We start from the raw sequence: 24,484 nt of genomic DNA, 5'->3' as shown, positions 1-24,484 counted from the left end.
CTTCGCGCGTCCGTCCGTGTAAATCCGACCCGCGTCGTCCCGTTTTACATGCCGCGCCACCCGCGGCGTGCGTAACAATGCCCGCTTAATCGCACGCGCTCCGTGCGGACGCGCACCTTCGGCACCCGCCATCTCAACGTAACCTCGCCCTTTTCCCGCTAGCGCGCCACCGCGTTGGCACGCGGTTTGCTCCCTTTCCGCGACGAGTGACGAGCAGTCCCGCCGGACCGGCGTCTGGCGCGAAAGCACCCGCGACTGGCCAGCGGCGTGACGATCTTTGCACTACATTGACCAGTACGTGCCCCCGCTGACGCATCGCGCGGTATCCGGCTCGGGAAGCCCAATGAGCGCTGTGATCGCATGCCGACTGCATCCACACCGCAGCAGGACAACTCTGGAAACGACCGATGGAACCTCCAAACGGGTACGCGCCGCGGATCTACTTTTTTCACTCTCTTCTCGTTGGGCCCCTCGATGCCTGGCCCGCGCAGTTCGCTCACGCGGCCGGGCTCGGCTTCGATCACGCGTTGATCGCCGGGTTGTTCGAGCCGGGCCAGGCAGGCCACGCTCAGGTGGTCGGCAATCACGCGCGGCTGCATCCGGTGTTCGAGACACGGCATTCGGTGCACGACACCGTGCGGATGCTCGCCGATGCCGCGCGCCGCAATAATCTGACGCTGCTGGTCGATCTGGTGATCGACCGCATGGCCGCCGACGGCGTGCTGTATAGCGAACATTCGGACTGGTTTCACGCGCGCGAGTCCGAACTCGCGCGGCTCGATCCGCGCCACGTGCATCGCGAAGACAACGTCGCCTACGCGAATTTCGACGACCCCGCAACGAGTGCCTCGCTGTGCGTCTGGTGGACCCAGCAACTGCTCGCGCTCGCCGAAGCGGGGGTCGGCGGCTTCCGTTTCGATTCGCCGCATCGCGTGCCGGCTGCCGTATGGCGGCACCTCGGCGATGAAGTGCGCGCGAAGCATCCGCACGTGCGCTTTCTCGCGGCAACGCCGGGCCTGTCGCGCGGCGATCTGCCCGGTCTCGAAGCAGCCGGCTTCGACAGCTCGTTTTCGTCGGTGCGCTGGTGGGACTTCCGTTCGAGCTGGATGGCCGAGGAGCATGCGGCGCTCGCGCGTGTCGGCGCGCCGATCGCCTTTCCCGAAGCGCCGTACGGCACGCGCCTCGCCGCCGAGTTGAGCGACGTGCACGATGCGGCGATCGTCGAGCGGGCGTATCGACGCGCGCTATTCACGTCGGTTGCACTGGGCAGCGGCTGGATGATGCCGATGGGCTTCGAATACGGCATCGCCGAACCGATGTCGCAAACGCGCGGCGACGCAGCGCAGTTCGCGCGCGCCGTGCAGTCACGCCGCTTCGATTTGAGCGCCGCCGTCACCCAGGCCAACGACTTCGCGCGCAATACGCCGACACTGCACGCGAACGGTGAATTGCGCCCATTGAGCGGACCGGGCGCATCGGTCGCGGTTCTGCTGCGCGCCGACGCGGCCGATCTGCGCGACGCCAGCGAAGCAGTTCTGATCGCGGTGAATCCCGAACTCGGCGCGCCAGTGCGGGTCGACCCCGCGCGCTTCCTCGCGGGCGTGCCGGGCAGCTTTACGCGCTTCGTGCCGCTCGATGCACGCAGCCGAAGCGAACCCGCGGCACTCGCGCCGTTCGCGCTCGCGCCCGGCGCGGTGCGGCTGCTGCGCGCGTTCGCGGAACAGCCGATCTACCTCGCGCCGCCCATCGACAAGTCGAACAGCAAGCGCAGCGGCCACAAGACCGTGCTCGACGCGATCGAGGCGCCGCGCGTCGCGATCGAGAGCGTGTCGCCGTCGGTGGAAAACGGCCGCTTCGCGGCCAAGCGCAGCGTCGGCGAGCGCGCGGAGATTCGCGCGGCGATCTTCGCCGAAGGACACGACAAGATTGCCGCCGCCGTGCTGTGGCGCGCGGCCGACGAAACCGCGTGGCACGAAGAACTGATGTCGCCCGCGCCGCCGGCCGGCCTCGATTTGTGGAGCGCGCGCATTCCGCTCGAGCGGATCGGCCGCTACGAATTCACCGTGATCGCATGGCGCGACGACTTTGCATCGCTCGTCGAGCACATCCAGAAGAAGCTGAAGGCGAACCAGACCGTGGAGATCGAACTCGACGAAGCCGCGCATCTGTTCGCGCTCGTGCTCGCCGAAGTCGAGACCAGCGAGGGCGCCGACAAGGAGCAGCTCGAACACATCGTGCGCGACTTCCAGAAGGCCGACGCCGAACAGAAGCTCGCGCTGATTCTCGCGCCCGCCACCGCGACAGCGATGACCGCCGCGCGCCACCGGCCGTTTCTGAGCCGCGATCAGGTGACCTACAAGATCGACGCGGAACGCACCGCCGCCTATTTCGCGAGCTGGTACGAGATCTTCCCGCGTTCGATGAGCGACGACGAATCGCGCCACGGCACGTTCGCGGACGTGACCGCGAAACTGCCGCGCATCCGCGACATGGGCTTCGACGTGCTGTACTTCCCGCCGATTCACCCGATCGGCCTCGCGAACCGCAAGGGCCGCAACAACACGCTGACCGCGCAGCCGGGCGATGTGGGCAGTCCGTATGCGATCGGCGCGGCCGAAGGCGGCCACACCGCCGTGCATCCGCAGCTCGGCACGCTCGACGATTTCAAGGCGATGCTGGCTGCCGCGCACGCGCACGGCCTAGAAATCGCGCTCGACTTCGCGATCCAGTGCTCGCCCGATCACCCGTGGCTGAAGGAGCATCCGACGTGGTTCGCGTGGCGCCCCGACGGCACGCTGCGCTACGCCGAGAATCCGCCGAAGAAGTACCAGGACATCGTCAACCCCGACTTCTACGCGCGCGATGCGAAGCCCGACCTGTGGCTCGCGTTGCGTGACGTGATCCTGTTCTGGGTCGACGCGGGTGTGCGCATCTTCCGCGTCGACAATCCGCACACCAAGCCGCTGCCGTTCTGGGAATGGATGATCGCCGACGTGCGCGCGCGCCACCCCGATGTCATTTTCCTTGCCGAAGCCTTCACGCGGCCGCGCATGATGAACCGGCTCGGCAAGATCGGTTTCTCGCAGTCGTACACGTACTTCACGTGGCGCGAGTCCAAGCGCGATTTCACCGAGTACATGGTTGAGCTCACGCAGACCGGCGCGCGCGATTTCTACCGGCCGAATTTCTTCGTCAATACGCCGGACATCAACCCGCGCCATCTGCAATCGCAGGGACGCACGGGCTTTCTGATCCGCGCGGCGCTGGCCGCGACACTGGCCGGGCTGTGGGGCGTGTATAGCAGCTTCGAACTGTGCGAGGCCACCGCGCTGCCGAACAGCGAAGAGTACCTGGACTCCGAGAAGTATCAGTTGCGCGCGTGGGACTGGCACCGGCCCGGCAATATCGTCGGCGAGATCACCGCACTGAACCGGATCCGGCGCGCGAATCCCGCGCTGCACACGCATCTCGGTCTCACGTTCCTCACCGCGCACAACGATCACATCCTGTTCTTCGAGAAAGCGACCGAGTCGCGCGACAACGTGATCGTCGTCGCGATCAACCTCGATCCATTCAACGAACAGGGCGCGGACATCGAGTTGTCGTGGGACACGTTCCAGCGCTGGCATCTGCACGACCACGCCGCGCTCGAAGTGATCGACCAGATGACCGGCGCACGTTTCGAATGGCACGGACGCTGGCAACACGTGCGGCTCGGCTCGGGCCAACCGTTCTCGATCTGGCGCATCGCGCCGCTAGGCGGCCTGCCCGCCGATCGCCCGGAGGACAGCGACCACGAACACGACAGCACTCTTCAGGCAGACGCTGTCACCCCAACCTGGATGGAAGGTGGAACATGAAGCGCGACGATCCAGCCCAATCCACGCACGAGGCGCAAACGGCCGCGGCCGTCGGCACCGCGGCGAAGGTGCGCACGCGCCGGCGCGGCAAACCCGCGGCGCTCAGCGACGATCCGCTGTGGTACAAGGACGCGATCATCTACCAGGTGCACATCAAGTCGTTTTTCGATGCGAACAACGACGGCGTCGGCGACTTCCCCGGCCTGATCGCCAAGCTCGACTACATCGCCGAGCTCGGCGTCAACGCGATCTGGCTGCTGCCGTTCTATCCGTCGCCACGCCGTGACGACGGCTACGACATCGCCGACTACCGCAACGTGCATCCCGACTACGGTCAGCTCGCGGACGTGCGGCGCTTCATTCAGGAAGCGCACGCGCGCGGCATCCGCGTGATCACCGAGCTCGTCATCAACCACACGTCGGATCAGCACCCATGGTTCCAGCGCGCGCGGCGCGCGAAGGCCGGCTCGAACTATCGCAACTACTACGTGTGGTCCGATACCGATCAGAAGTACGCGGAGACGCGGATCATCTTCATCGACTCGGAACCGTCGAACTGGACGCACGATCCGGTTGCGGGCGCGTACTACTGGCACCGCTTCTACTCGCACCAGCCCGATCTGAACTTCGACAATCCGGCGGTGATGAGAGAGGTGCTGCAGGTGATGCGCTTCTGGCTCGACATGGGCATCGACGGGCTACGGCTCGATGCGGTGCCATACCTGGTCGAGCGTGAAGGCACCAACAACGAGAACCTGCCGGAGACGCACGAAATCCTGAAGCGGATTCGCGCGACCATCGACGCCGAGTATCCGAACCGGATGCTGCTCGCCGAGGCGAACCAGTGGCCCGAGGACGTGAAGGAATACTTCGGCAACGAAGACGAATGCCATATGGCGTTCCACTTCCCGCTGATGCCGCGTATCTACATGTCGATCGCGAGCGAGGACCGCTTCCCGATCACCGACATCATGAAGCAGACGCCGGACCTGCCCAATTCGAACCAGTGGGCGATCTTCCTGCGCAATCACGACGAGCTGACGCTCGAAATGGTCACCGATTCCGAGCGCGACTATCTGTGGAACACCTATGCGAGCGATCGTCGCGCACGCCTGAATCTCGGCATTCGCCGCCGGCTCGCGCCGCTGATGGAGCGGGACCGCCGCCGCATCGAGCTGATCAACTCGCTGCTGCTGTCGATGCCCGGTACGCCGGTCATCTACTACGGCGACGAACTCGGCATGGGCGACAACATCCACCTCGGCGACCGCGACGGCGTGCGCACGCCGATGCAGTGGTCATCGGATCGCAACGGCGGTTTCTCGCGCGCCGACCCCGAGCTACTGGTGCTGCCGCCGGTGATGGGTACGCTGTATGGCTTCGACGCGGTCAACGTCGAAGCGCAGAGCCGCGACCCGCACTCGCTATTGAACTGGACGCGCCGCATGCTGTCGACGCGGCGCTCGAAGCAGACGTTCGGACGCGGCACGATCCGCTTTCTGAAGCCCGAAAACCGCAAGATTCTCGCGTACCTGCGCGAGATGCCAGGCGAGGCGCCGATCCTGTGCGTCGCGAATCTGTCGCGCGCGCCGCAGGCGGTCGAGCTCGACCTGTCCGAATTCAATGGCTTCGTGCCGATCGAGATGACCGCCGACTCGGTGTTCCCCGCAATCGGTCAGCTGACCTATCTGCTGACGTTCCCGCCGTACGGTTTCCTGTGGTTCATGCTGTGCGAAGGCGGCGGACGACCGACGTGGGCGCAGGCGCATTCCGAGCCGCTACCCGAGTTCGTCACGATCGTGATCCGCGAGGGGCAGACCGGGCCGACACCCGAAAACGTGCGGCTGCTCGAATCCGAAGTGCTGCCGTCGTGGCTGAGCCGGCGCCGCTGGTTCGCGTCGAAGGATCAGAAGATGCATGCGGTGCGGCTCGCCGCGCTGACCACGATTCCGAACGGCGGCTTCGCGTTCACTGAAATCGAAGCGGATGTCGGGGATCACACCGAGCGCTACGTGGTGCCGATCGCGCTCACGTGGGGTGGCGAGACCACCACGCCGCTGTTCCTGCAATTGGCGTTGGCGCGCGTGCGGCGCGGCCGCACCGTCGGCCATCTGACCGACGCGTTCTCGCTGCCGATCTTCGCGCACAACGTGCTGCGCAAGATGCGCGAGCACGCGGTCGTGCCGACCGTGCAGAAGAGCGAGATCAAGTTCCTGCCGACCGAGCGCTTCACCGAACTCGACAATCTCGGCGAGCGGCCCGAGATACGCTGGCTTGCCGCGGAGCAGAGCAACAGCTCGCTGATCATCGCCGATGCCGCGGTACTGAAGCTGGTGCGGCGGCTCGTCAGCGGCATTCATCCGGAAGCGGAAATTAGCCGCTATCTGACGCAGCTCGGCTATGCGAACACCGCGCCGCTGTATGGCGAAGTGGTGCGCGTCGATCCCGAGGGCGTGCCGCATACGCTCGCGATCCTGCAGGGCTTTATCGACAATCAGGGCGATGCGTGGAACTGGTCGCTCGATTATCTGCGCCGCTCGGTCGACGAACTCGCGATCGCGGTCGACACCGAAACGCAGACCGCCCCCGACCGCACCAACGAGTCGATTCTGCTGGACGGCTACGGCGAACTCGCGGGCATCATCGGCCGACGGCTCGGCGAGCTGCACGTCGCGCTCGCCACGCCGAGCGACGACCCTGCGTTCGCGCCGGAACATGCCAACGCCGAACAGGTGAAGACATGGGTCGACGCGACGCAGACGATGCTCGCGAGCGCGCTCGATCTGCTCGCGCCGCGCATCGCGGACATGAGCGACCCGGACACGAAGGGGCTCGCGCAAAGTCTGATCGATCGGCGCGCCGCGCTGGTCGAGGCGGTCGACAATCTCGTGCCGGGCGACGCGGGCGCGTTGCGCATCCGCATCCATGGCGACTTCCACCTCGGTCAGGTATTGGTCGCGCACGGCGACGCGTATCTGATCGACTTCGAGGGCGAGCCCGCGCGTTCGCTCGAGGAGCGTCGCCAGAAATCGAGCCCGTTGCGTGACGTGGCCGGTCTGATGCGCTCGCTGTCGTATGCGAGCGCGGCCGCGCAATCGACCACCGAAAGCGCGCCGCAACAGACCGCCGATCGCAAGCGTGCTCTGTTCGAGCGCTTCCGCTCCCACGCGACCACCGCGTTCCTCGCTGAATACCGCGCGGCCGCCGCTCAGTCGTCGGAACCGCTCGTCGCGCCTGAATCCGAAGAGGCGCTGCTCGATCTGTTCCTGATCGAGAAGGCCGCTTACGAGATTCGCTACGAGGCGGCCAATCGGCCGACATGGCTCGGCTTACCGGTGCGCGGCCTCGCGGCGCTCACGAGCCGACTGTTGGGCGACACCGGTGCGCCGCCGCATTACGATCCATCAACCCGGGTGTCCGGCTCCGCGACGCCGCCCAACCCGGCCGAGGGCGACTATGAGTGAGCATGATCCGGCCGCAGGCCTTCAACCCGTTGACATCGACGCGCTCGTCGAAGCGCGTCACCCCGATCCGTTTTCGCAGCTGGGGCTGCATCAGACCGCCGCTGGGCCGATCGTGCGCGCGCTGCTGCCGAATGCTGCGCACGTCACCGTGATTTCGCGCGCCGATGGCGCGACGCTCGGCGAACTCGAGCAACTACGGCCTGGCCTGTTCGCGGGCCGCATCACGTCGGCGATGCCGTATCGCTTGCGCATCGACTGGCATGGCGTCGAGCAGGAAGTGGAGGATACCTATTCGTTCGGTCCGGTGCTCGGCGACGAGCCGCTGCAACGTCTCGCGCACGGCGATCCATACGCGGTGCTCGAATGTCTGGGCGCGCGGCCGGTCGACATCGACGGCGTGCCGGGCGTGCGCTTCGCGGTGTGGGCGCCCAATGCGCGGCGCGTGTCGGTGGTCGGCGACTTCAACGCGTGGGACGGCCGCCGTCATCCGATGCGGCTGCGGCACCAGGCGGGCGTGTGGGAGCTGTTCGTGCCGCGCGTCGGCGCCGGCACGCGCTACAAGTACGAGCTGCTGTCGCGCGACGGCCATCCGCTGCCTTTGAAGGCCGATCCGTGCGCGATGCAGACGGAAAAGCCGCCGGGCACAGCATCGATCGTCGCGCATGTCGATGAGATCGAGCAGTATCCGTGGACCGATCACGAGTGGATCCAGTCGCGCGCCGACAAGCAGACCGCGCGCACGCCGATCACGATCTATGAAGTGCACGCGGAGTCGTGGCTGCGCATCGCCGAGGAAGGCCAGCGCGGTCTCGTCTGGGAAGAGCTCGCCGAGCGGCTGATTCCTTACGCGAAGAGCATGGGCTTCACGCACATCGAATTTCTGCCGATCGCCGAGCATCCGTTCGGCGGTTCGTGGGGCTATCAGCCGCTCGGGCAGTTCGCGCCGTCCGCTCGGTTCGGCAAGCCCGAGCAGTTCGCGCGTTTCGTCGATCGCGCGCACGAAGCGGGGCTCGGCGTGATTCTCGACTGGGTGCCCGCGCATTTCCCGAACGACGCCCACGGTCTGATCGATTTCGACGGCACGCCGCTCTATGAGCACGCCGACCCGCGCGAAGGCTATCACCAGGACTGGAACACGATGATCTACAACCTCGGCCGCAACGAGGTCAGCGCGTTCCTGATCGCGTCGGGGCTCGCGTGGTTGCAGCGCTATCACGTCGACGGCTTGCGCGTGGACGCGGTCGCGTCGATGCTGTATCGCGACTACTCGCGCGCGGCCGGCGAGTGGGTGCCGAACATTTATGGCGGCCGCGAGAATCTCGAATCGATCGCGTTCCTGAAGCGCTTGAATCACGAAGTCCGCTATGTGCCGGGCGCACCCGGCGCGATCACGGTCGCCGAGGAATCGACCGCATGGCCGGGCGTGACCGCGCGAGTCGCGGACGGCGGCCTCGGCTTCGACTTCAAGTGGAACATGGGCTGGATGCACGACACGCTGCACTACATGCACGAAGACCCGGTGTATCGCCAGTATCACCATCACAACATGACGTTCGGCATGGTCTACGCGTATTCCGAGCGCTTCGTGCTGCCGCTTTCGCACGACGAGGTGGTGCACGGCAAGGGCTCGCTGCTCGGCAAGATGCCCGGCGACCGCTGGCAGCGTTTCGCGAATCTGCGCGCGTACTTCGGTTTCATGTGGACGCACCCGGGCAAGAAGCTGCTGTTCATGGGCGGCGAATTCGGCCAGATGGCGGAGTTCGACCATGACGGCTCGCCGCATTGGAATCTTCTCGACGATCCGGGCCACCACGGCGTGCAGTTGCTGGTGCGCGACCTGAACCATCTGTATCGCAACGAGCCGGCGCTGCATCTGCTCGACAGCGAACCGGGCGGCTTCGAATGGTTGATCGGCGACGACAGCGGCAACAGCGTGTTCGCCTATCGGCGCACCGACGGCGCGGGCCAGGAGTTCGTCGTGGTGTGCAACATGACGCCGGTGCCGCGGCTCGGCTATCGGCTCGGCATGCCGCGCGGCGGGCGCTGGGTGGAAGTGCTCAATACCGATGCCGGCGTGTACGGCGGCTCGAACATGGGCAACGGCGGGCTGATCCATTCCGACCCGGTATCGAGCCACGGCAGGCCGCATTCCGCCGCGCTGACTTTGCCGCCACTCGCAACGATCGTATTGCGCGCGGACTAAGGAAACGCGCCGCAACACAGGCGCGCGGCGCGAACGCAAGCGCCGCGCCCCGTTGCATGAAGACCCAGACAGACCCGGGCTCTAGTTCGACAATCAGAACAGGAAAGGGAAAACATGTCGCATGCGTTGCCCGACCGGTTGCTGCCCGGCTCACCGTATCCGCTGGGCGCGAGCTGGGACGGGCTGGGTGTCAATTTCGCGGTGTTTTCGGCCAATGCGCAAAAAATCGAGCTGTGCCTGTTCGATTCCACCGGACGCAAGGAGATCCGCCGCTTCGCCATGCCCGAATGCACCGACGAGATCTGGCACGGCTATCTGCCGAACGCGCATCCTGGCACTGCGTACGGCTTTCGCGCGCATGGACCGTATCAGCCGCATTTCGGGCATCGCTTCAATCCGCACAAGCTGCTGCTCGACCCGTATGCGCGCAAGCTCGTCGGGCAGTTTCGCTGGTCCGACGCGCTGTTCGGCTATCGCGTGCATTCGAATCGCGCGGACCTTTCGATCGACCGGCGCGATTCCGCGCCCGCGATGCCCAAGTGCGTCGTCGTCGACGAGGCGTTCGACTCGTCGCACGACAGGCGTCCCGACGTGCCGTGGGGCGAAACCGTGATCTACGAAACGCACTTGCGCGGCGCGTCGATGCTGCGCTCCGATCTGCGCCAGCATGAACGCGGCACGTTCGCGGCGCTCGCGGCGCCGGAGTTCATCGAGCATCTGCTGAAGCTCGGCGTGACCGCCGTCGAGTTGCTGCCCGTGCACGCGTTTCTGAACGACCGCTTCCTCGTGGAGCGCGGCCTGCGCAACTACTGGGGCTACAACACGGCCGCGTTCTTCGCGCCGGAGCCGACCTATCTGAGCACGCACCGGCTCGACGAAATGCGCATCGCCGTGCGGCAACTGCACGCGGCCGGCATCGAGGTGATTCTCGACGTGGTCTACAACCACACCTGCGAAAGCAACGAGATGGGCCCGACAATCTCATGGCGCGGCCTCGACAACGCCAGCTACTACCGGCTGATTCCGGGCGACGAGCGTCACCATATCAACGACACGGGCTGCGGCAACACGGTCAATCTGCCGCATCCGCGCGTGATGCAGATGGTGATGGATTCGCTGCGCTACTGGTCGACCGCGTTCAACATCGACGGCTTCCGTTTCGATCTCGGCGTGACGCTCGGGCGCGAAAGCCACGGCTTCGATCCGGGTTCGGGCCTGTTCGACGCGTTGCGCCAGGACCCGGTGCTGTCGCAACGCAAGCTGATTTCCGAGCCATGGGATCTCGGCCCTGGCGGCTATCAGCTGGGCAATCATCCGCCGGGTTTCAGCGAATGGAACGACCGTTTCCGTGACACGGTGCGACGGTTCTGGCGCGGCGACGCCGGCCTGCGGCCCGACCTCGCCGCGCGCCTGACCGGTTCGGCCGATCTGTTCAACCGGCGGCATCGCAAGCCGTGGGCGTCGCTCAACTTCGTTACGTCACACGACGGCTTCACGTTGGCCGATGTCACCGCGTATGAGCAGAAGCACAACGAAGCCAACCAGGAAGACAACAACGACGGCCACAACGAGAATTGCAGCCGCAACTGGGGGGTCGAAGGCGCGACCGACGATCCCGCGATTCTCGCCACGCGCCGCCGCGTGTCGCGCTCGCTGATCGCGACACTGATGATCGCGCTCGGCACGCCGATGCTGCTGGCCGGCGACGAAGCGCTGCGCACGCAGCGCGGCAACAACAATGCTTACTGTCAGGATAACGACCTATCGTGGATCGACTGGGACCTTGCGGATTCGGCGGAAGGCCGGCGCATGACCGAGTTCGTCGCGCGCGTGGTGGGGTTGCGCAAGCGTCACCCGCTGTTGCGTGAAACGCGCTTTCTGTTCGGCGACCGCGAGGTGCTGCCCGGCCTGTTCGACGTCGGCTGGTTCGACGAACACGGCGATCCGCTGACGATCGAAGCGTGGCAGGACCCGGAGGGGCGCGCGTTCACGTTGCGTCGCGCAGGCCCGGGCCTGAATGGCGAAACCGAAGTATTGTTACTGATGCTCAACGCGTACGAGGAACCGCTGCAGTTCTCGCCTCCCGCACCGCACCTGGAATGGCATGTGCTGTTGGACACCGCCGATCAGGACCGCCCCCCGCAGCGGCTCGCGACGGCCGAACTCGAGGTCGGCGCGCACGGCCTCGTGATACTCGCCGCGCAGCCGACCGGCGAAGCGGATTGGCAAGCCGGCTGGGTGGCTGGCGCGCAGCACGGTCCGCGATTGTTGACTGCGCTGCCGCCCGACCCGGGCGCGCCGACATCAAACGACGACGGCTCGGAATGAACGATGCACTGCGGCGACATAGGTTGAGCTTCGACAAATCGCAACGCAGCCGGGGTGGCAAGAATGTTGCGACGCAATGCTTGCATCGCGTCACATTGTTATCCAGGCGCGTTTGCAGATTCGAATGGTGAAGACATGTCCGATAGTCCGATTGATCCTCACGCGCATCATCACGCGCACTGCCTGCCGTTCAGCGCGCAGTTGATCGGCGCGAGCGGCACGCGACCGCGCACGCGGTTCCGTTTTTGGGCACCGTCGTGCAACAGCGTGCAGGTGGTCATCGAAGACGGCCACGCGCAAGGCACGCACGACATGGCCCCGACCGGCAACGGCTGGTTCGAGACCACCGTCGAGAGCGGGGCGGGCACGCTGTATCGGTTCCAGCTCGACGGCAGGCAGACGGTGCCCGATCCGGCCTCGCGATTCCAGCCGCGGGACGTGCATGGCCCGAGCGAGGTCATCGATCCGCGCGCCTACCATTGGGAACACACCGAATGGCACGGCCGGCCGTGGGAAGAAACGGTGCTGTACGAATTGCACGTCGGTGCAATGGGCGGCTATGCGGGTGTGCAAAAGCGCCTGCCCGAGTTCGCCGCGCTCGGCGTTACCGCGATCGAACTGATGCCGTTGAACGACTTTCCCGGTCGTCACAACTGGGGTTACGACGGCGTGCTGCCGTACGCGCCCGACTCCGCCTACGGCCGTCCCGAAGAACTGAAGGCACTGATCGACGCCGCGCATGGTGTCGGCCTGATGGTGTTTCTCGACGTCGTCTACAACCACTTCGGACCAGACGGCAACTATCTGCATACTTACGCGGAGCCGTTTTTCCGAGCGGGCGTGAACACACCCTGGGGCCCCGCGATCGACTTCGAGCGCAGCGAAGTCAGCGACTTCTTCACCGACAACGCGGTCTACTGGATCAACGAGTACCGCTTCGACGGACTGCGCTTCGATGCGGTGCATGCGATCGACAATCCGGCTTGGCTGCGCGAGCTGTCGGACCATATCCGCGCGCGCGTGCAGCATGGCCGCCACGTGCATCTGGTGCTCGAAAACGAGCACAACAGCGCGAGCCTGCTCGACGCGCATTTCGACGCGCAATGGAACGACGACGCGCACAACACGCTGCACGTGCTGCTGACCGGCGAAACCGAAGGGTATTACCACGCGTATGCGAACGAACCGATTCGCCGCCTCGCGCGCGTGCTGTCCGAAGGCTTCGCATATCAGGGCGAGCCGTCGCCGCTGCACGATGGTGCGCCGCGTGGCGAAGCGAGCGCGCATCTGCCGCCCACGTCGTTCGTGATGTTTTTGCAGAACCACGATCAGATCGGCAACCGTGCGTTCGGCGAACGTCTGCGCAAGCTGACCTCGGACGACGCGCTGCGCGCCGCGACCGCGTTGCTGTTGCTGTCGCCGCAAATTCCGCTGCTGTTCATGGACGAAGAATACGGCTCGACGCAACCGTTCCTGTTTTTCACCGATTACACCGGCGATCTCGCCGACGCGGTGCGCGAAGGGCGACGCCGGGAATTCGCGCGTTTCGCCGCGTTCAGCGACGAGAAAAGCCGCGCGCAGATTCCCGATCCGAACGATGCCCAGACCTTCGCCGCGTCGTCGCCGCCCGCGCCGGATGCCAAGCCGACACCGGATCGGCTCGACTGGATGCATTACTACAAGTCCGCGCTCGCGGTGCGCGCGAAGCTGATCACGCCGCGCCTGAAACATACGAAGGCGTGCGGCGCGACCGTGCTGCGCGATGCCAGTGGCAGCGACGCGAACGCGCTGGTCGCGCGCTGGAAACTCGGCGATGGCGAGACGCTATCGATCGCGCTGAATCTGTCGCAGCACAGCGTCGCACTCGACGACATCCCCGCCGGCAAGATCATTTTCGAAACGCCGCCACGCGCGCGCGAGCAGGCCGACGCGCGGGTATTGCCTGCTGATGCGTGCATCGCGTGGCTGACCGGCGACATCAACGAATTCGCGAGCCGCCATGATGCGCGCATCGCATCGCATGAGGAGCAGCGCGCGTGACGACCCGACGCCCCAACGACCGGCTCGCCGCGCTCGCCACCCGCGCAGGCTTCGAGGTGGAGTGGCAGGACGCGCACCACAACACGCAGCACGTGCCCGAAAAGACACTCGGCACGCTGCTCGAACGCATGGGTCTGCCGTGCGGCAACGCCACCGATATCCGCCACAGCGCCGCTGCCCTGGAGGCCGAACTATCGGGCCGCCGGCTGCCGCCGCTGATGACCGCGGTGATCGGGCGTGGCATCGCGCTGCCTGCGGCCGCGGTCAAGTCGGGCAGCCATTACCGGATCGAGCTGGAGAGCGGCGCGATCATCGACGGCCGCTTCACCGCGCCGAAAGGCGAGGAAGCGCTGCTCGCGCCGATCGACGAAGCCGGCTATCACACGCTCGTGATCAACGACCAGCGCATGACGCTCGCGGTCGCACCGCCGCGCTGCTACACCGTCGCCGACGCATGGCGCACGCTGCACGGCGGCGATGGGGACGGCGAAGCCGCGCCGCCCATGCCGCCACTGTGGGGCATCGCCGCGCAGCTGTATGGCTTGCGTCGCGTCGGCGATGGCGGCATCGGCGATTACACGGCGCTCGCGCAGCTTGCTCGGCATGGCGCGCAGCGCGGCGCGCACGCGCTTGCCGTCAGTCCGACCCACGCGATGTTCAGCGCGCAGCCCGAGCGCTTCAGCCCGTATGCGCCGTCGTCGCGTTTGTGGCTCAACGTCACGCATATCGATCCGGCCGCGGTGTTCGGCGCGGACGCGTGCGCATCGGCATCGGCGCAGACCGGCAACGCAGCGTCGAAATACGAAGAGCTGCCGCTGATCGATTGGCCGCACGCGACAGCGGTGAAATTCACGGTATTGCGCGCGCTGTACGAGCAGTTCAACGCGAACGAGCGCTCGCAGCACTCGCCGCGCGCACTCGAATTCCACGGCTTCTGCGAACGCGCGGGACGCGCGCTCGAAGATCACGCGCGCTTCGAAGCGCTGCAGGCCGCGCAACTCGCGCAAGGCGGCGACGGCCATTGGCGCAACTGGCCCGATGCGTTGCGCGACCCGCGCAGCCCCGAAGTCGAGGCGTTCGCCGCCGCGCATCGCAGCGAGGTCGACTTTCATCTGTTCCTGCAGTGGCTGGCCTCGCGCGGCCTGTTGCACGCGCAGCACACGGCGCGCGAAGCCGGCATGGCGGTCGGCCTGATCGCCGATCTCGCGGTCGGTTGCGACAGCGCCGGAAGCCATGCATGGTCCTACCCCGACGACATGCTGCAGGGCGTGTCGGTCGGCGCGCCGCCCGATCTGTTCAACCAGGCCGGCCAGTCGTGGGGACTCACCACCTTTTCGCCGCGCGCGATGCGCACGCAAGGCTTCGCCGCGTTCATCGACATGCTGCGCGCTGCGTTCTCGCATGCCGGCGGCATCCGCATCGATCACATTCTCGGCTTGCGGCGTCTGTGGCTCGTGCCCGAAGGCGAAAGCGCGCGCAACGGCGCATATCTGCGCTATCCGCTCGAAGACCTGCTGCGGCTGATTGCGCTCGAATCGTGGCGGCATCGCGCGATCGTGATCGGCGAGGATCTCGGCACCGTGCCGTCCGGTTTTCGCGAGCGGCTCGACGAGCACGGCATCGAGGGGATTCGCGTGCTGTGGTTCGAAGGCGCGCCCGACGGCCACGGCTTCAAGGCACCTGCAGATTGGGACCGCTATGCGGTCGGCACGACGACCACGCATGATCTGCCGACCGTCGCCGGCTGGTGGCGCGGCAGCGACATCATGTGGCGCAACCGCATCGGCCAGACGATGGCGCGCGCCGACGGCCGCGACCCCGAAGAAGCGGCGCTCGAAGAGCGCGCGCAGCAGCGCGCCGACTTGTGGCGCGCGTTCCAGCGAGCGGGCGTGGCCGCGCCCGATGTCGCGCCGCCCGACGCCGACAACCCACCGGTCGACGAAGCGCTCGCATTCGTCGCCGCGACGCCCGGGCCGCTCGTCACGTTCCCGCTCGAAGACCTGCTCGCGCTCGCCGAGCAGCCGAACCTGCCGGGCTCGATCGACGAACATCCGAACTGGCGCCGCCGCATGACGCTGCCCGTCGACGCGATGTTCGACGACCCCGTATTCACCGATCGACTGCTGGCCGTCGACGGCGCTCGCCGCGCCGCCGCGCCTTCACCGAACACTTCCGCGGAGCCCGACACGCCATGACCGTCCCACGCTCCACACTGCGCCTCCAGTTCCATCGGGGCTTCACGTTCGACGACGCCGCGCGCCACGTCGAATACATCGCCGCGCTCGGCATCAGCCATCTGTACGCGTCGCCGATCACGACGGCCGAGCCCGGCTCGATGCACGGCTACGACACCGTCGACTACACCCAGGTCAGCGCCGAATACGGCGGCGAGGCGGGCTTGAGGCGCCTCGTCGACAAGCTGCGCGCGCACGACATGGGGCTCATCGTCGACATCGTGCCGAATCACATGGGCGTCGGCGGTTCGAGCAACGCATGGTGGCTCGACATCCTCGAATGGGGACGCCACAGCGCGTATGCGCGACATTTCGACGTCGACTGGCATTCGCCCGATCCCGCGCTGCGCGGCAAGGTGCTGCTGCCGACGCTCGGCGCGTCGTACGGCGATGAACTGATGGCGGGCCGCATCGGGCTGCATTTCACGGCCGACAGCGGACGCTTTTACATCGGCTACGGTCCGCACGTGTTCCCGGTCTGCCCGGTCGATTACGCGGCGATCCTGCAAGGCGCCGACCGCGCCGATCTGAGCGCGCTCGCCAATCGCTTTCAGGGACTCACGACGCAGCCCGCCGATCAGCCGCGCGCCGCCGAGGCGCGCGACGCGCTGCGCGAGTTCGTCGCGCGCGAAGGCGCATCGGCGATCGAGTTCGTGCTGGAGACTTACGCGCCCGAAGATCCGGTCACGCGCGACCGGCTGCATCGGCTGATCGAGCGGCAGCATTTCCGGCTCGCGTGGTGGCGCACCGCCTCCGACGAAGTGAACTGGCGGCGCTTCTTCGACATCTCGTCACTCGCCGCCGTGCGCGTCGAGCGGCCCGAGGTGTTCGAGGCGGTGCATGCGCTGATCTTTCGCCTCTACCGCGAGGGGCTCGTCGACGGCTTGCGGATCGATCACATCGACGGGCTCGCCGAGCCGCGCGAATACTGCCAGCGTTTGCGCCAGCGGCTCAGCGAGTTGCGCGACACCGCGCCATACGTGGTGGTCGAGAAGATTCTCGGCCGCGGCGAGCCGTTGCGCGACGACTGGCCCGTCGACGGTACGACCGGCTACGACTTCATGAGTGACGTCGGCGCGCTGCTGCACGATCCGGCCGGCGCAGAACCGCTCGCCAACACGTGGGCCGAACTCACCGGCCGCAGCGCGCGCTTCGCCGATGAAGCGCACGCGGCGCGGCGCAAGATTCTCGCGGAAAACTTCTCCGCGGAACTGGACCGCGCGGCGCGCGCGCTGCATCGGATCGCACGCGATTCGCTGAGCACGCGCGACTTCACGTACCCGGCGCTGCGCCGCGTGCTGACCGAACTGGTCGTGCATTTCCCGGTGTACCGCATGTATCCGTTGGGTGGACTGCGCAGCGCCGCCGACAACGTCTATTTCGAGCGGGCGCTGGCGGGCGCGCGCGCTTCGCTGCCGCGCTCGGACGACGCGACGCTCGAGCGCGTCAATGCGTGGCTCGGCGGCAGCGCCGAAGAGGCGCCACCCGCGCGGCCCGGCGCGCAGTCGCAGCAGCAGGGGCAAGGCGGCGGAGCGCAGCCGCATGCGGGATCGTCCCGGCGCAGCGCGCAAACGCTGTTTTCGCAGCTGACCGCGCCGCTCGCCGCCAAGGCGATCGAAGACACCGCGTGCTACCGCTACGGGCGTCTACTGTCGCGCAACGAAGTGGGCTCGGACCCGGGCGAGTTCGCGCTGTCGGTCGAGCAGTTTCACGCGGGCAATCTCGAGCGCGCGCAACGTTTTCCGCATGCGATGCTGGCGACCGCCACGCACGATCACAAGCGCGGTGAAGACGTGCGCGCGCGACTCGCGGTGTTGAGCGAGATCGCCGACGAATGGGGCGCGACGCTGCGTGCCTGGTCGACGTTGAACGCGCCGCAGCGTCGCGCGCTCGACGGCACGCCGATCAGCAGCGTGAGCCAGGACAAGAGCGACGCATGGGCTCCCGGCCCCGCCGCCGAGGATATGCTGTACCAGACGCTGGTGGGCTGCTGGCCGCCGGATCTAAGCGCCGACGACGAAGCCGGCGTCAAGGAGCTGGCCGAACGGGTCGCGCAATGGCAGTTGAAGGAGTTGCGCGAGGCGAAGCTGCAAACCAGCTGGCTCGCCCCCGACGAAGCCTACGAAGCCGGCTGCCGCGAGTTTCTGTTCGGCATCCTCGCGCCGCAGCGGCGCGACGCCTTTCTGAAGGAACTGTCGGCGTTCGTCGGGCGGATTGGTCGCGCGGGCGCGCTCAACAGTCTGCAGCAGACGGTTCTGCGTCTCGCGTCACCCGGAATCCCCGATCTTTACCAAGGCACCGAGCTGTGGGACTTCAGCCTCGTCGATCCGGACAATCGGCGGCCCGTCGATTTCGCGAAACGCGAGGCGTGGCTGCCTCAGCCGCAAACGCCGCCGTCGGAATTTCTGGCGGACTGGCGCGACGGACGCGTGAAGCTCGCGGTGATCCAGCGCGTGCTGGCGCTGCGCGCGCATCTGCCGGAGCTGCTGAGTCAGGGCACGTATTTGCCGCTCACGGTGCGCGGCGCGCATGCGTCGAATGTGATCGCGTTCGCGCGGCGCCATGGCAATGCGTGGGCCGTAGTGATCGCCAGCCGGTTGGCCGCGGGCTTGCTCGGCGACGAAGGCGATCTGCCGCTCGTCGAGCCGGCGCAATGGGCGGATACGGCTATCGAAATGCCGCCCGATCTGTCGGCGCGCGCGCTGTTCGACTGGCTGAGCCCCGCCGCGCCGAAAGTCGACGATCACGGTCTACTGTATCTGCGCGACGCGCTTGCCGCGATGCCGGTCGCGGTGCTAGTGGAGGATGGGGTGCCTCGAAGCTGAGGCGGATGAACAGGGTTGAGGCTGCGGGTCGGCTCGGCCTCAACCGCCCTCGTCGTCGAACACCTTCGGATACACGCGCACCAGCACGATGCGCGGTCCCTTCATCTTCTTGACCACCACATCGAAGTCTTCGAACTCGACGCGCTGCCCTTCGCCGGGCAGATCGTTGAGCGCCTGGATCACGAGCCCGCCTACCGATTCGGCCTTGCCTTCATCGATGTCGATACCCAGCGCCCGTTCGAGCGACACCACCGGCAAGCTGCCCTTGCCCATCAGCGTGCCGTCGTCCATGCGAGTCCAGTCGGCGTCGCCCTGGCGGAACTCGTCGTGGATCTGCCCGACCAGCGCGCCGAGCAGGTTGTCGAGCGTCAGGAAGCCGATCGGTTTCTCGTTCTTGTGGCCGACCAGCGCGAAGTGCGGCGCGCCTTTGCGAAAGCGCCGGAACAGTTCGAGCGCCGGCATGTCCGGCTTCACGTACTGCACGGGGCGCACGTAGCGCGACAGGTCTTCGAGCGTGCTGCCCGCCTGACGTGCGAGCAGCAGGTCCTTCAGATGGATCATGCCGGCCACGCGTTCGCCCGAGGCATCCTCGAACAGCGGATAACGGCTGAAGCGGTGCCGAGCGACCACCTGCATGTTGTCGCGCAGCGGCAGATCGCGCCGCAGACAGACCATTTCATGCGACGGCCGCATCAGGTCCGATACGGTCATACGGGAGAAGTCGAGCGAGTGCGCGATCGTGTTCCATTCGTCCTGGCTGTACGCGCCGGTCGACGAACCGATTTCGCTCGCGACGTTCGCGCGGCGGCCGCGCAGGATCAGCTTGAGTTCCTCGGTCGAGTAATGCGAGTCGTGGCCGTGGTCGGTATCGAGGCCCGCGGCCTTCAGCACCGCGTTCGCGCTCGTGTTGAGCAGCCAGATGGCCGGGTACATTGCCCAGTAGAAACCGTACAGCGGTGTCGCGGCCCACAGCGAAATTTTCTCCGCCTCGCGGATCGCCAGAGACTTCGGCGCAAGTTCGCCGACCACGATATGCAGGAACGAAATGCAAGAAAACGCGAAGAACAGCGAGATGCCGTGGATCAGCTTCTCGGACTCGACGCCGATCAAGGAGAAAAGCGGCATCAGCAGTTGCGCGAAAGCCGGCTCGCCGATCCAGCCGAGCCCGAGCGACGCGAGCGTGATGCCGAGTTGACACGCCGACAGATACGCGTCGAGCTGTCCGTGAACCTTCGCGAGCAGACGGCCGCGCATGCCATGCTGGGTGGCGAGGCTTTGCACGCGAGTCTGCCGCAGTTTGACCAGACCGAATTCGGCGGCGACGAAAAAGCCGTTGAGTGCAACCAGAAACATTGCACCGATGAGAGCGACAACCTGTATCAAAGCGACGGGCTCCGGCAACAAAAGTTGTCAGTATAGGGGTTGAAAGCTCGATGAAATCTTATTGTGCGCAACGCATTCGCGCGCGACGCTCATTTCGGCACCGCCGCGCTGAACGGCACGCGCAGCACGAGCGTCGCGGGGGTCGCGGTGACGCTGCCCGCTTCGGTCGAATCGCTTTGCTCGAAGCTGCCGCCGTGCGCCTCCGCGACGCGCTTGCACAACGCGAACACCCACGCGATGCGCTTCGCCTCGCGCGGCTCGCCCGCCTGCTTGCGCGCGAACGCTTCGAGCATATGCGGCAGCGCGGCGTCGTTCAACGCGGCCTCGTTCGGCTCGTACGTGACGCTCGCATGCCACGTGCCGTTGTCCGCGCGCGCCGCCAGTGCGACCTCGGCGTCCCGCGCGCTCGCTTCGACGGCGAACGTCAGCATCAGCCACAGCGCGGCGGCGAGACGAGCGCGGTCGCCGTTCAGCTGCTCGGTGGCGATCTGCGAGTCGAGCCGCACTTCGACGCCGCGCGCGCGGGCGAGGCCGGCGCGGACTTCCTCGACGGTTTCGGCGAGCAGCGGATGCAGCGGAAATGGCTCATACGTGAGCGCGAGCGATTTCGTTTCGGCGCGCGTCGTATCGACGATCGTCTCGAGCAACTTCACCTGCTGATCGACGCCGCTGCGAATGCCGGTGATCGCGCGCTGCGAGTTCGGATCGTTCGCGTCGAGCTTGCGCTCGAGCACGTACGCCCAGCTATGAATCGCATTCAATGGACCGCGCAGGTCGTGCGACACCAGCGACAGCACATGATCGCGCATGAACAACGCGGTTTCCGCGCGCAACAGCGCGCTGCGTTCGGAGATGACGAAGCCGGCCGACGCCGGCTGGGCGCCAGCAGTCCCGGTGGGTGACGTAGTCACGATCGAGTCCTCTCAGGCAGTGCTGGATGATGGGGGGAAGCCTCATTATAGGCATCCCGTTCGGACCGACCAGCCCAGGCCGAAACGCCAGGCGCGACGCAATCCGCATGCCATGCGCGAAACCGGACAAGACTCGGAGATCGGCGTCAACGCGCCTACAATGTCGGTTTTACGTTTTGATCTGAGGAGCAACGCATGTCGACTGTGACGACCGAATCCGGCCTGAAGTACGAAGACCTCGTGGAAGGCACCGGCGCCGAAGCCGTCGCCGGCAAGAGCGTGACCGTGCACTACACGGGCTGGCTGACCGACGGCCAGAAGTTCGATTCGAGCAAGGACCGCAATGACCCGTTCGCGTTCGTGCTGGGCGGCGGCATGGTCATCAAGGGCTGGGACGAAGGCGTGCAAGGCATGAAAGTCGGCGGCAAGCGCAAGCTGACCATTCCGCCGCAACTGGGCTACGGTGTGCGCGGCGCGGGCGGCGTGATTCCGCCGAACGCGACGCTCGTGTTCGAAGTCGAACTGCTCGCAGTCTGAGCTTCAGCTAAGTATTGTTATGAGCCACGCCGCCGTCACCGCCCCCAACGTTTCGCTGCGCTGCTATGGCGCGATCGAAGCGTCGGACGTGCACGACTTCCATCAGGTCGTGCTCGGGCTCGACGGCGCGATGGTGATGGCGGTGGACGGCGTCGCGGAGCAGATTGACGCCGGCTCCGCATGGCTGATCCCGGCCGGCGCGCGGCACGATTACTCGGGGGTCGGCACGAACCGGCAGCTCGTACTCGATTTGCCCGCGACGTCGCTGGCGGTGCCCGAGCGGCTGTTCGAGCGCGCGCGAGCCGTGGCCGTCGATCCATCCCTCGCACAGCTCGTGCACACGATTGCCGCGCATGCGGCGGGCGGGGCGGGCGAAGCACAAGATAATGCCTCCGCTCACCGTCGCTTCCATTGGGATGCCGCGGCACGGTTGGGCGCCGCGCTGGTCGTCGATTCCGGGGCGCTCGCCGGTGCGCAGAGCGAAGGCGTTCGGCTCGATTTCGCGCGCATCGACCGCTGGCTGCGCGCGCATCTGTCCGAGCCGCTGAAGATCGCGGATCTCGCCGCGCACTGCGGCTTCGGCATGCGGCGTTTTCATCAACTGTTCATCGATGCGTTCGGCGAGACGCCGCATCGCTATCTGCAGCGGCTTCGGCTCGACACGTCGATCACGCTGCTCGCGGACCCGCGTCTTTCGTTGACCGATATCGCGCTCGACATCGGCTTCGGCGATCAGAGCGCTTTCACGCACGCGTTCACGCGGCGTTTTGGGCTCGCGCCCGGGCAGTGGCGCGCGTTGCGACACTGAGAGCGGCGAAGGTCCTGTCAGCCTTTTAACCCACGCTGCAGATCCGCACGGATATCGCCCGCGTTTTCGAGCCCCACCGCAAGCCGGATCAGACCTTCGCTGATGTCCGGCACCGCGCGCGCTTCGGGCTTGATGCGGCCGTGCGTGGTCGTCGCCGGATGCGAGATCGTCGTACCCCTGAGGCAGCAACAAAAAAGCCCGCTTCTGCGTCGGCATAAGCGGGCTTCATCTGCGGAAAGGCGCGGTGTCGGTGTGTACGCTCAACCCACCGACAGTTGCAGATGCAGTTGCGAACGCGCCGGGCCGCCACCGTCGATCGCTTCGCTCGCGGCGTCGCGATCCGATTGCGACGACGGTGCGAGACGCGCGCTTTCGATGCGGTCCAGGTACTCGGTCGTGATGTCGCCGGTCACGTAGTTGCCGTCGAAGCACGAAGCCTCGAACGCCTTCAGCGCCGGGTTGATATCGCGCACCGCCTGCTTCAGCGCGTCGACGTCCTGGTACACGAGGTGATCCGCGCCGATCATGCGCGCGACTTCTTCGTCCGAGCGGCCGTGCGCGACCAGTTCGCCGCGCGTCGGCATATCGATGCCGTAGACGTTCGGGAACTTCACCGGCGGCGCCGCCGACGCGAAAATCACCTTGTTCGCGCCCGCATCGCGCGCCATCTGCACGATCTCATGCGACGTCGTGCCGCGCACGATCGAGTCGTCGACGATCAGCACGTTCTTGCCCTTGAACTCGATGTTCATCGCGTTCAGCTTCTGGCGCACCGACTTCTTGCGCACCGCCTGGCCCGGCATGATGAAGGTACGGCCTACATAGCGGTTCTTGAAGAAGCCCTCGCGATACTCGACGCCGAGCTTTTTCGCGACCTGCATCGCGGCCGGGCGTGACGAATCGGGAATCGGCATCACGACGTCGATCGCGACGTCGGGCAGTTCGCGCTTGATCTTCTCGGCAAGGTAGTCGCCCATGCGCAGACGCACGTTGTAGACCGGCACGCCGTCGAGCACCGAATCCGGTCGCGCCAGATACACGAGTTCGAATATGCAGGGGTTCAGGCTCGGAGTCGTCGCGCACTGTTGCGAGTGCAGCTGGCCTTCGGCGTCGATGAAAACCGCCTCGCCCGGCTGCACGTCTCGCACGAATTCGAAACCAATGCCTTCGATCGCCACCGATTCCGACGCCAGCATCCACTCGACGCCTTCAGCCGTTTCCAGCTTGCCGAGGCACAGCGGACGGATACCGAACGGGTCGCGGACGCCGAGCAGACCGTAGCCGGCGATCAGCGCGACGATCGCGTAAGAACCGCGCACCCGCCGATGCACGCCCGATACCGCCTTAAACAGCGCGGCCGGATCGAGTTGCAGACCCGAACTCGACAGTTGCAGCTCGTGCGCGAACACGTTGAGCAGCACTTCGGTATCGGAATTGGTGTTCACGTGGCGGCGATCGATGCGGAACATCTCATCTTTCAGCTGCTGCCAGTTGGTCAGGTTGCCGTTGTGCGCGAGGATGATGCCGAACGGCGCGTTCACGTAGAACGGCTGCGCTTCTTCTTCGCTCGACGCCGAACCGGCGGTCGGGTAACGGACCTGGCCGATGCCGGTCGTACCCGGCAGGCTACGCATGTTGCGCGTGCGGAACACGTCGCGCACCATGCCGTTAGCCTTGTGCATGTGGAAATTGCTGCCGTTCGCCGTCGCGATGCCGGCGGCGTCCTGACCGCGATGCTGCAGCAGCAGCAGGCTGTCATAGATCAGCTGGTTGACCGGGGAGTGGGAAACTACGCCTACGATGCCGCACATGGCATGTCCTTCAAAGGTACAAAATTCGTAATGGCGACCGGTGCCTGCGACCACGCCCGCGCTTTGATGCGACGGGACGC

12 protein-coding genes and 1 pseudogene are annotated in these 24,484 nt (G+C 66.2%); 9 read left to right on the top strand and 4 right to left on the bottom strand.

Features of this window, described 5'->3' with window-relative positions; genetic code table 11:
* Positions 1-407: 407 nt before the first annotated feature.
* The 7 genes from BC1002_RS25880 (at position 408) to treY (ending at position 18,954) form a co-directional block, all read left to right on the top strand.
* A complete protein-coding gene (locus BC1002_RS25880) occupies positions 408-3,860 on the top strand; it encodes a maltotransferase domain-containing protein (protein ID WP_013092961.1) in 3,453 nt (1,150 codons plus the stop codon).
* The gene (treS, locus tag BC1002_RS25875) at positions 3,857-7,324 is read left to right on the top strand and encodes a maltose alpha-D-glucosyltransferase (RefSeq protein WP_013092960.1); all 3,468 of its coding nucleotides are present in this window, start codon (positions 3,857-3,859) and stop codon (positions 7,322-7,324) included. Before BC1002_RS25880 ends, treS begins: the two co-directional genes overlap by 4 nt.
* Positions 7,317-9,527, top strand: a complete 2,211-nt coding sequence (gene glgB / locus BC1002_RS25870; protein WP_013092959.1) for a 1,4-alpha-glucan branching protein GlgB — start codon at positions 7,317-7,319, stop codon at positions 9,525-9,527. The genes treS and glgB overlap by 8 nt, the downstream gene beginning before the upstream one ends.
* Positions 9,528-9,641: 114 nt before the next feature.
* Entirely contained in the window at positions 9,642-11,855 is a 2,214-nt protein-coding gene (glgX, locus tag BC1002_RS25865; protein ID WP_013092958.1) for a glycogen debranching protein GlgX, read from the top strand.
* A gap of 135 nt (positions 11,856-11,990) precedes the next feature.
* Positions 11,991-13,895: a malto-oligosyltrehalose trehalohydrolase gene (gene treZ / locus BC1002_RS25860; RefSeq protein ID WP_013092957.1), complete on the top strand. Its 1,905-nt coding sequence runs from the start codon at positions 11,991-11,993 to the stop codon at positions 13,893-13,895.
* Positions 13,892-16,090 (top strand): 4-alpha-glucanotransferase, encoded by a 2,199-nt coding sequence (gene malQ / locus BC1002_RS25855; RefSeq protein WP_013092956.1) that lies wholly within the window; start codon positions 13,892-13,894, stop codon positions 16,088-16,090. The genes treZ and malQ overlap by 4 nt, the downstream gene beginning before the upstream one ends.
* Positions 16,087-18,954 (top strand): malto-oligosyltrehalose synthase, encoded by a 2,868-nt coding sequence (gene treY / locus BC1002_RS25850; RefSeq protein ID WP_013092955.1) that lies wholly within the window; start codon positions 16,087-16,089, stop codon positions 18,952-18,954. Before malQ ends, treY begins: the two co-directional genes overlap by 4 nt.
* Before the next feature lie 39 nt (positions 18,955-18,993).
* Here the strand turns inward: treY and BC1002_RS25845 are convergent, their stop codons facing one another.
* Positions 18,994-20,337, bottom strand: coding sequence for a hemolysin family protein (locus tag BC1002_RS25845; protein ID WP_013092954.1), 1,344 nt, complete (start codon positions 20,335-20,337; stop codon positions 18,994-18,996).
* A gap of 89 nt (positions 20,338-20,426) precedes the next feature.
* A complete protein-coding gene (locus tag BC1002_RS25840) occupies positions 20,427-21,248 on the bottom strand; it encodes a sensor histidine kinase (protein WP_013092953.1) in 822 nt (273 codons plus the stop codon).
* A gap of 195 nt (positions 21,249-21,443) precedes the next feature.
* On the opposite strand from BC1002_RS25840, the gene BC1002_RS25835 reads away from it, so the two are divergent.
* Complete coding sequence (locus tag BC1002_RS25835) at positions 21,444-21,785, top strand: FKBP-type peptidyl-prolyl cis-trans isomerase (RefSeq protein ID WP_013092952.1); 342 nt, start codon at positions 21,444-21,446, stop codon at positions 21,783-21,785.
* Positions 21,786-21,798: 13 nt separating this feature from the next.
* A complete protein-coding gene (locus tag BC1002_RS25830; protein ID WP_420798787.1) occupies positions 21,799-22,593 on the top strand; it encodes an AraC family transcriptional regulator in 795 nt (264 codons plus the stop codon).
* Positions 22,594-22,610: 17 nt separating this feature from the next.
* On the opposite strand, the pseudogene BC1002_RS36690 reads toward BC1002_RS25830, so the two are convergent.
* Positions 22,611-22,766 (bottom strand): annotated as a pseudogene (locus tag BC1002_RS36690) (PLP-dependent transferase); the annotation flags it as partial.
* Positions 22,767-22,853: 87 nt separating this feature from the next.
* Positions 22,854-24,404 carry an amidophosphoribosyltransferase gene (gene purF / locus BC1002_RS25825; RefSeq protein ID WP_013092950.1) on the bottom strand — a complete coding sequence of 517 codons (1,551 nt, stop codon included), beginning with the start codon at positions 24,402-24,404 and terminating at the stop codon, positions 22,854-22,856.
* Positions 24,405-24,484 lie beyond the last annotated feature (80 nt).

The sequence above is a fragment of the Paraburkholderia atlantica genome (genome assembly GCF_000092885.1).
Classification (GTDB): Bacteria; Pseudomonadota; Gammaproteobacteria; order Burkholderiales; family Burkholderiaceae; genus Paraburkholderia; species Paraburkholderia atlantica.
Note: the sequence above shows the minus strand (reverse complement) of the source record. Positions and strands in the feature narration are given on the sequence as shown.

What these genes read in the sequence shown, in the direction of transcription:
- BC1002_RS25880 (WP_013092961.1), top strand. Translation starts at nt 408, where the DNA reads ATGGAACCTCCAAACGGGTACGCGCCGCGGATCTACTTTTTTCACTCT.
- treS (WP_013092960.1), top strand. Translation starts at nt 3,857, where the DNA reads ATGAAGCGCGACGATCCAGCCCAATCCACGCACGAGGCGCAAACGGCC.
- glgB (WP_013092959.1), top strand. Translation starts at nt 7,317, where the DNA reads ATGAGTGAGCATGATCCGGCCGCAGGCCTTCAACCCGTTGACATCGAC.
- glgX (WP_013092958.1), top strand. Translation starts at nt 9,642, where the DNA reads ATGTCGCATGCGTTGCCCGACCGGTTGCTGCCCGGCTCACCGTATCCG.
- treZ (WP_013092957.1), top strand. Translation starts at nt 11,991, where the DNA reads ATGTCCGATAGTCCGATTGATCCTCACGCGCATCATCACGCGCACTGC.
- treY (WP_013092955.1), top strand. Translation starts at nt 16,087, where the DNA reads ATGACCGTCCCACGCTCCACACTGCGCCTCCAGTTCCATCGGGGCTTC.
- BC1002_RS25835 (WP_013092952.1), top strand. Translation starts at nt 21,444, where the DNA reads ATGTCGACTGTGACGACCGAATCCGGCCTGAAGTACGAAGACCTCGTG.
- purF (WP_013092950.1), bottom strand. Translation starts at nt 24,404, where the DNA reads ATGTGCGGCATCGTAGGCGTAGTTTCCCACTCCCCGGTCAACCAGCTG.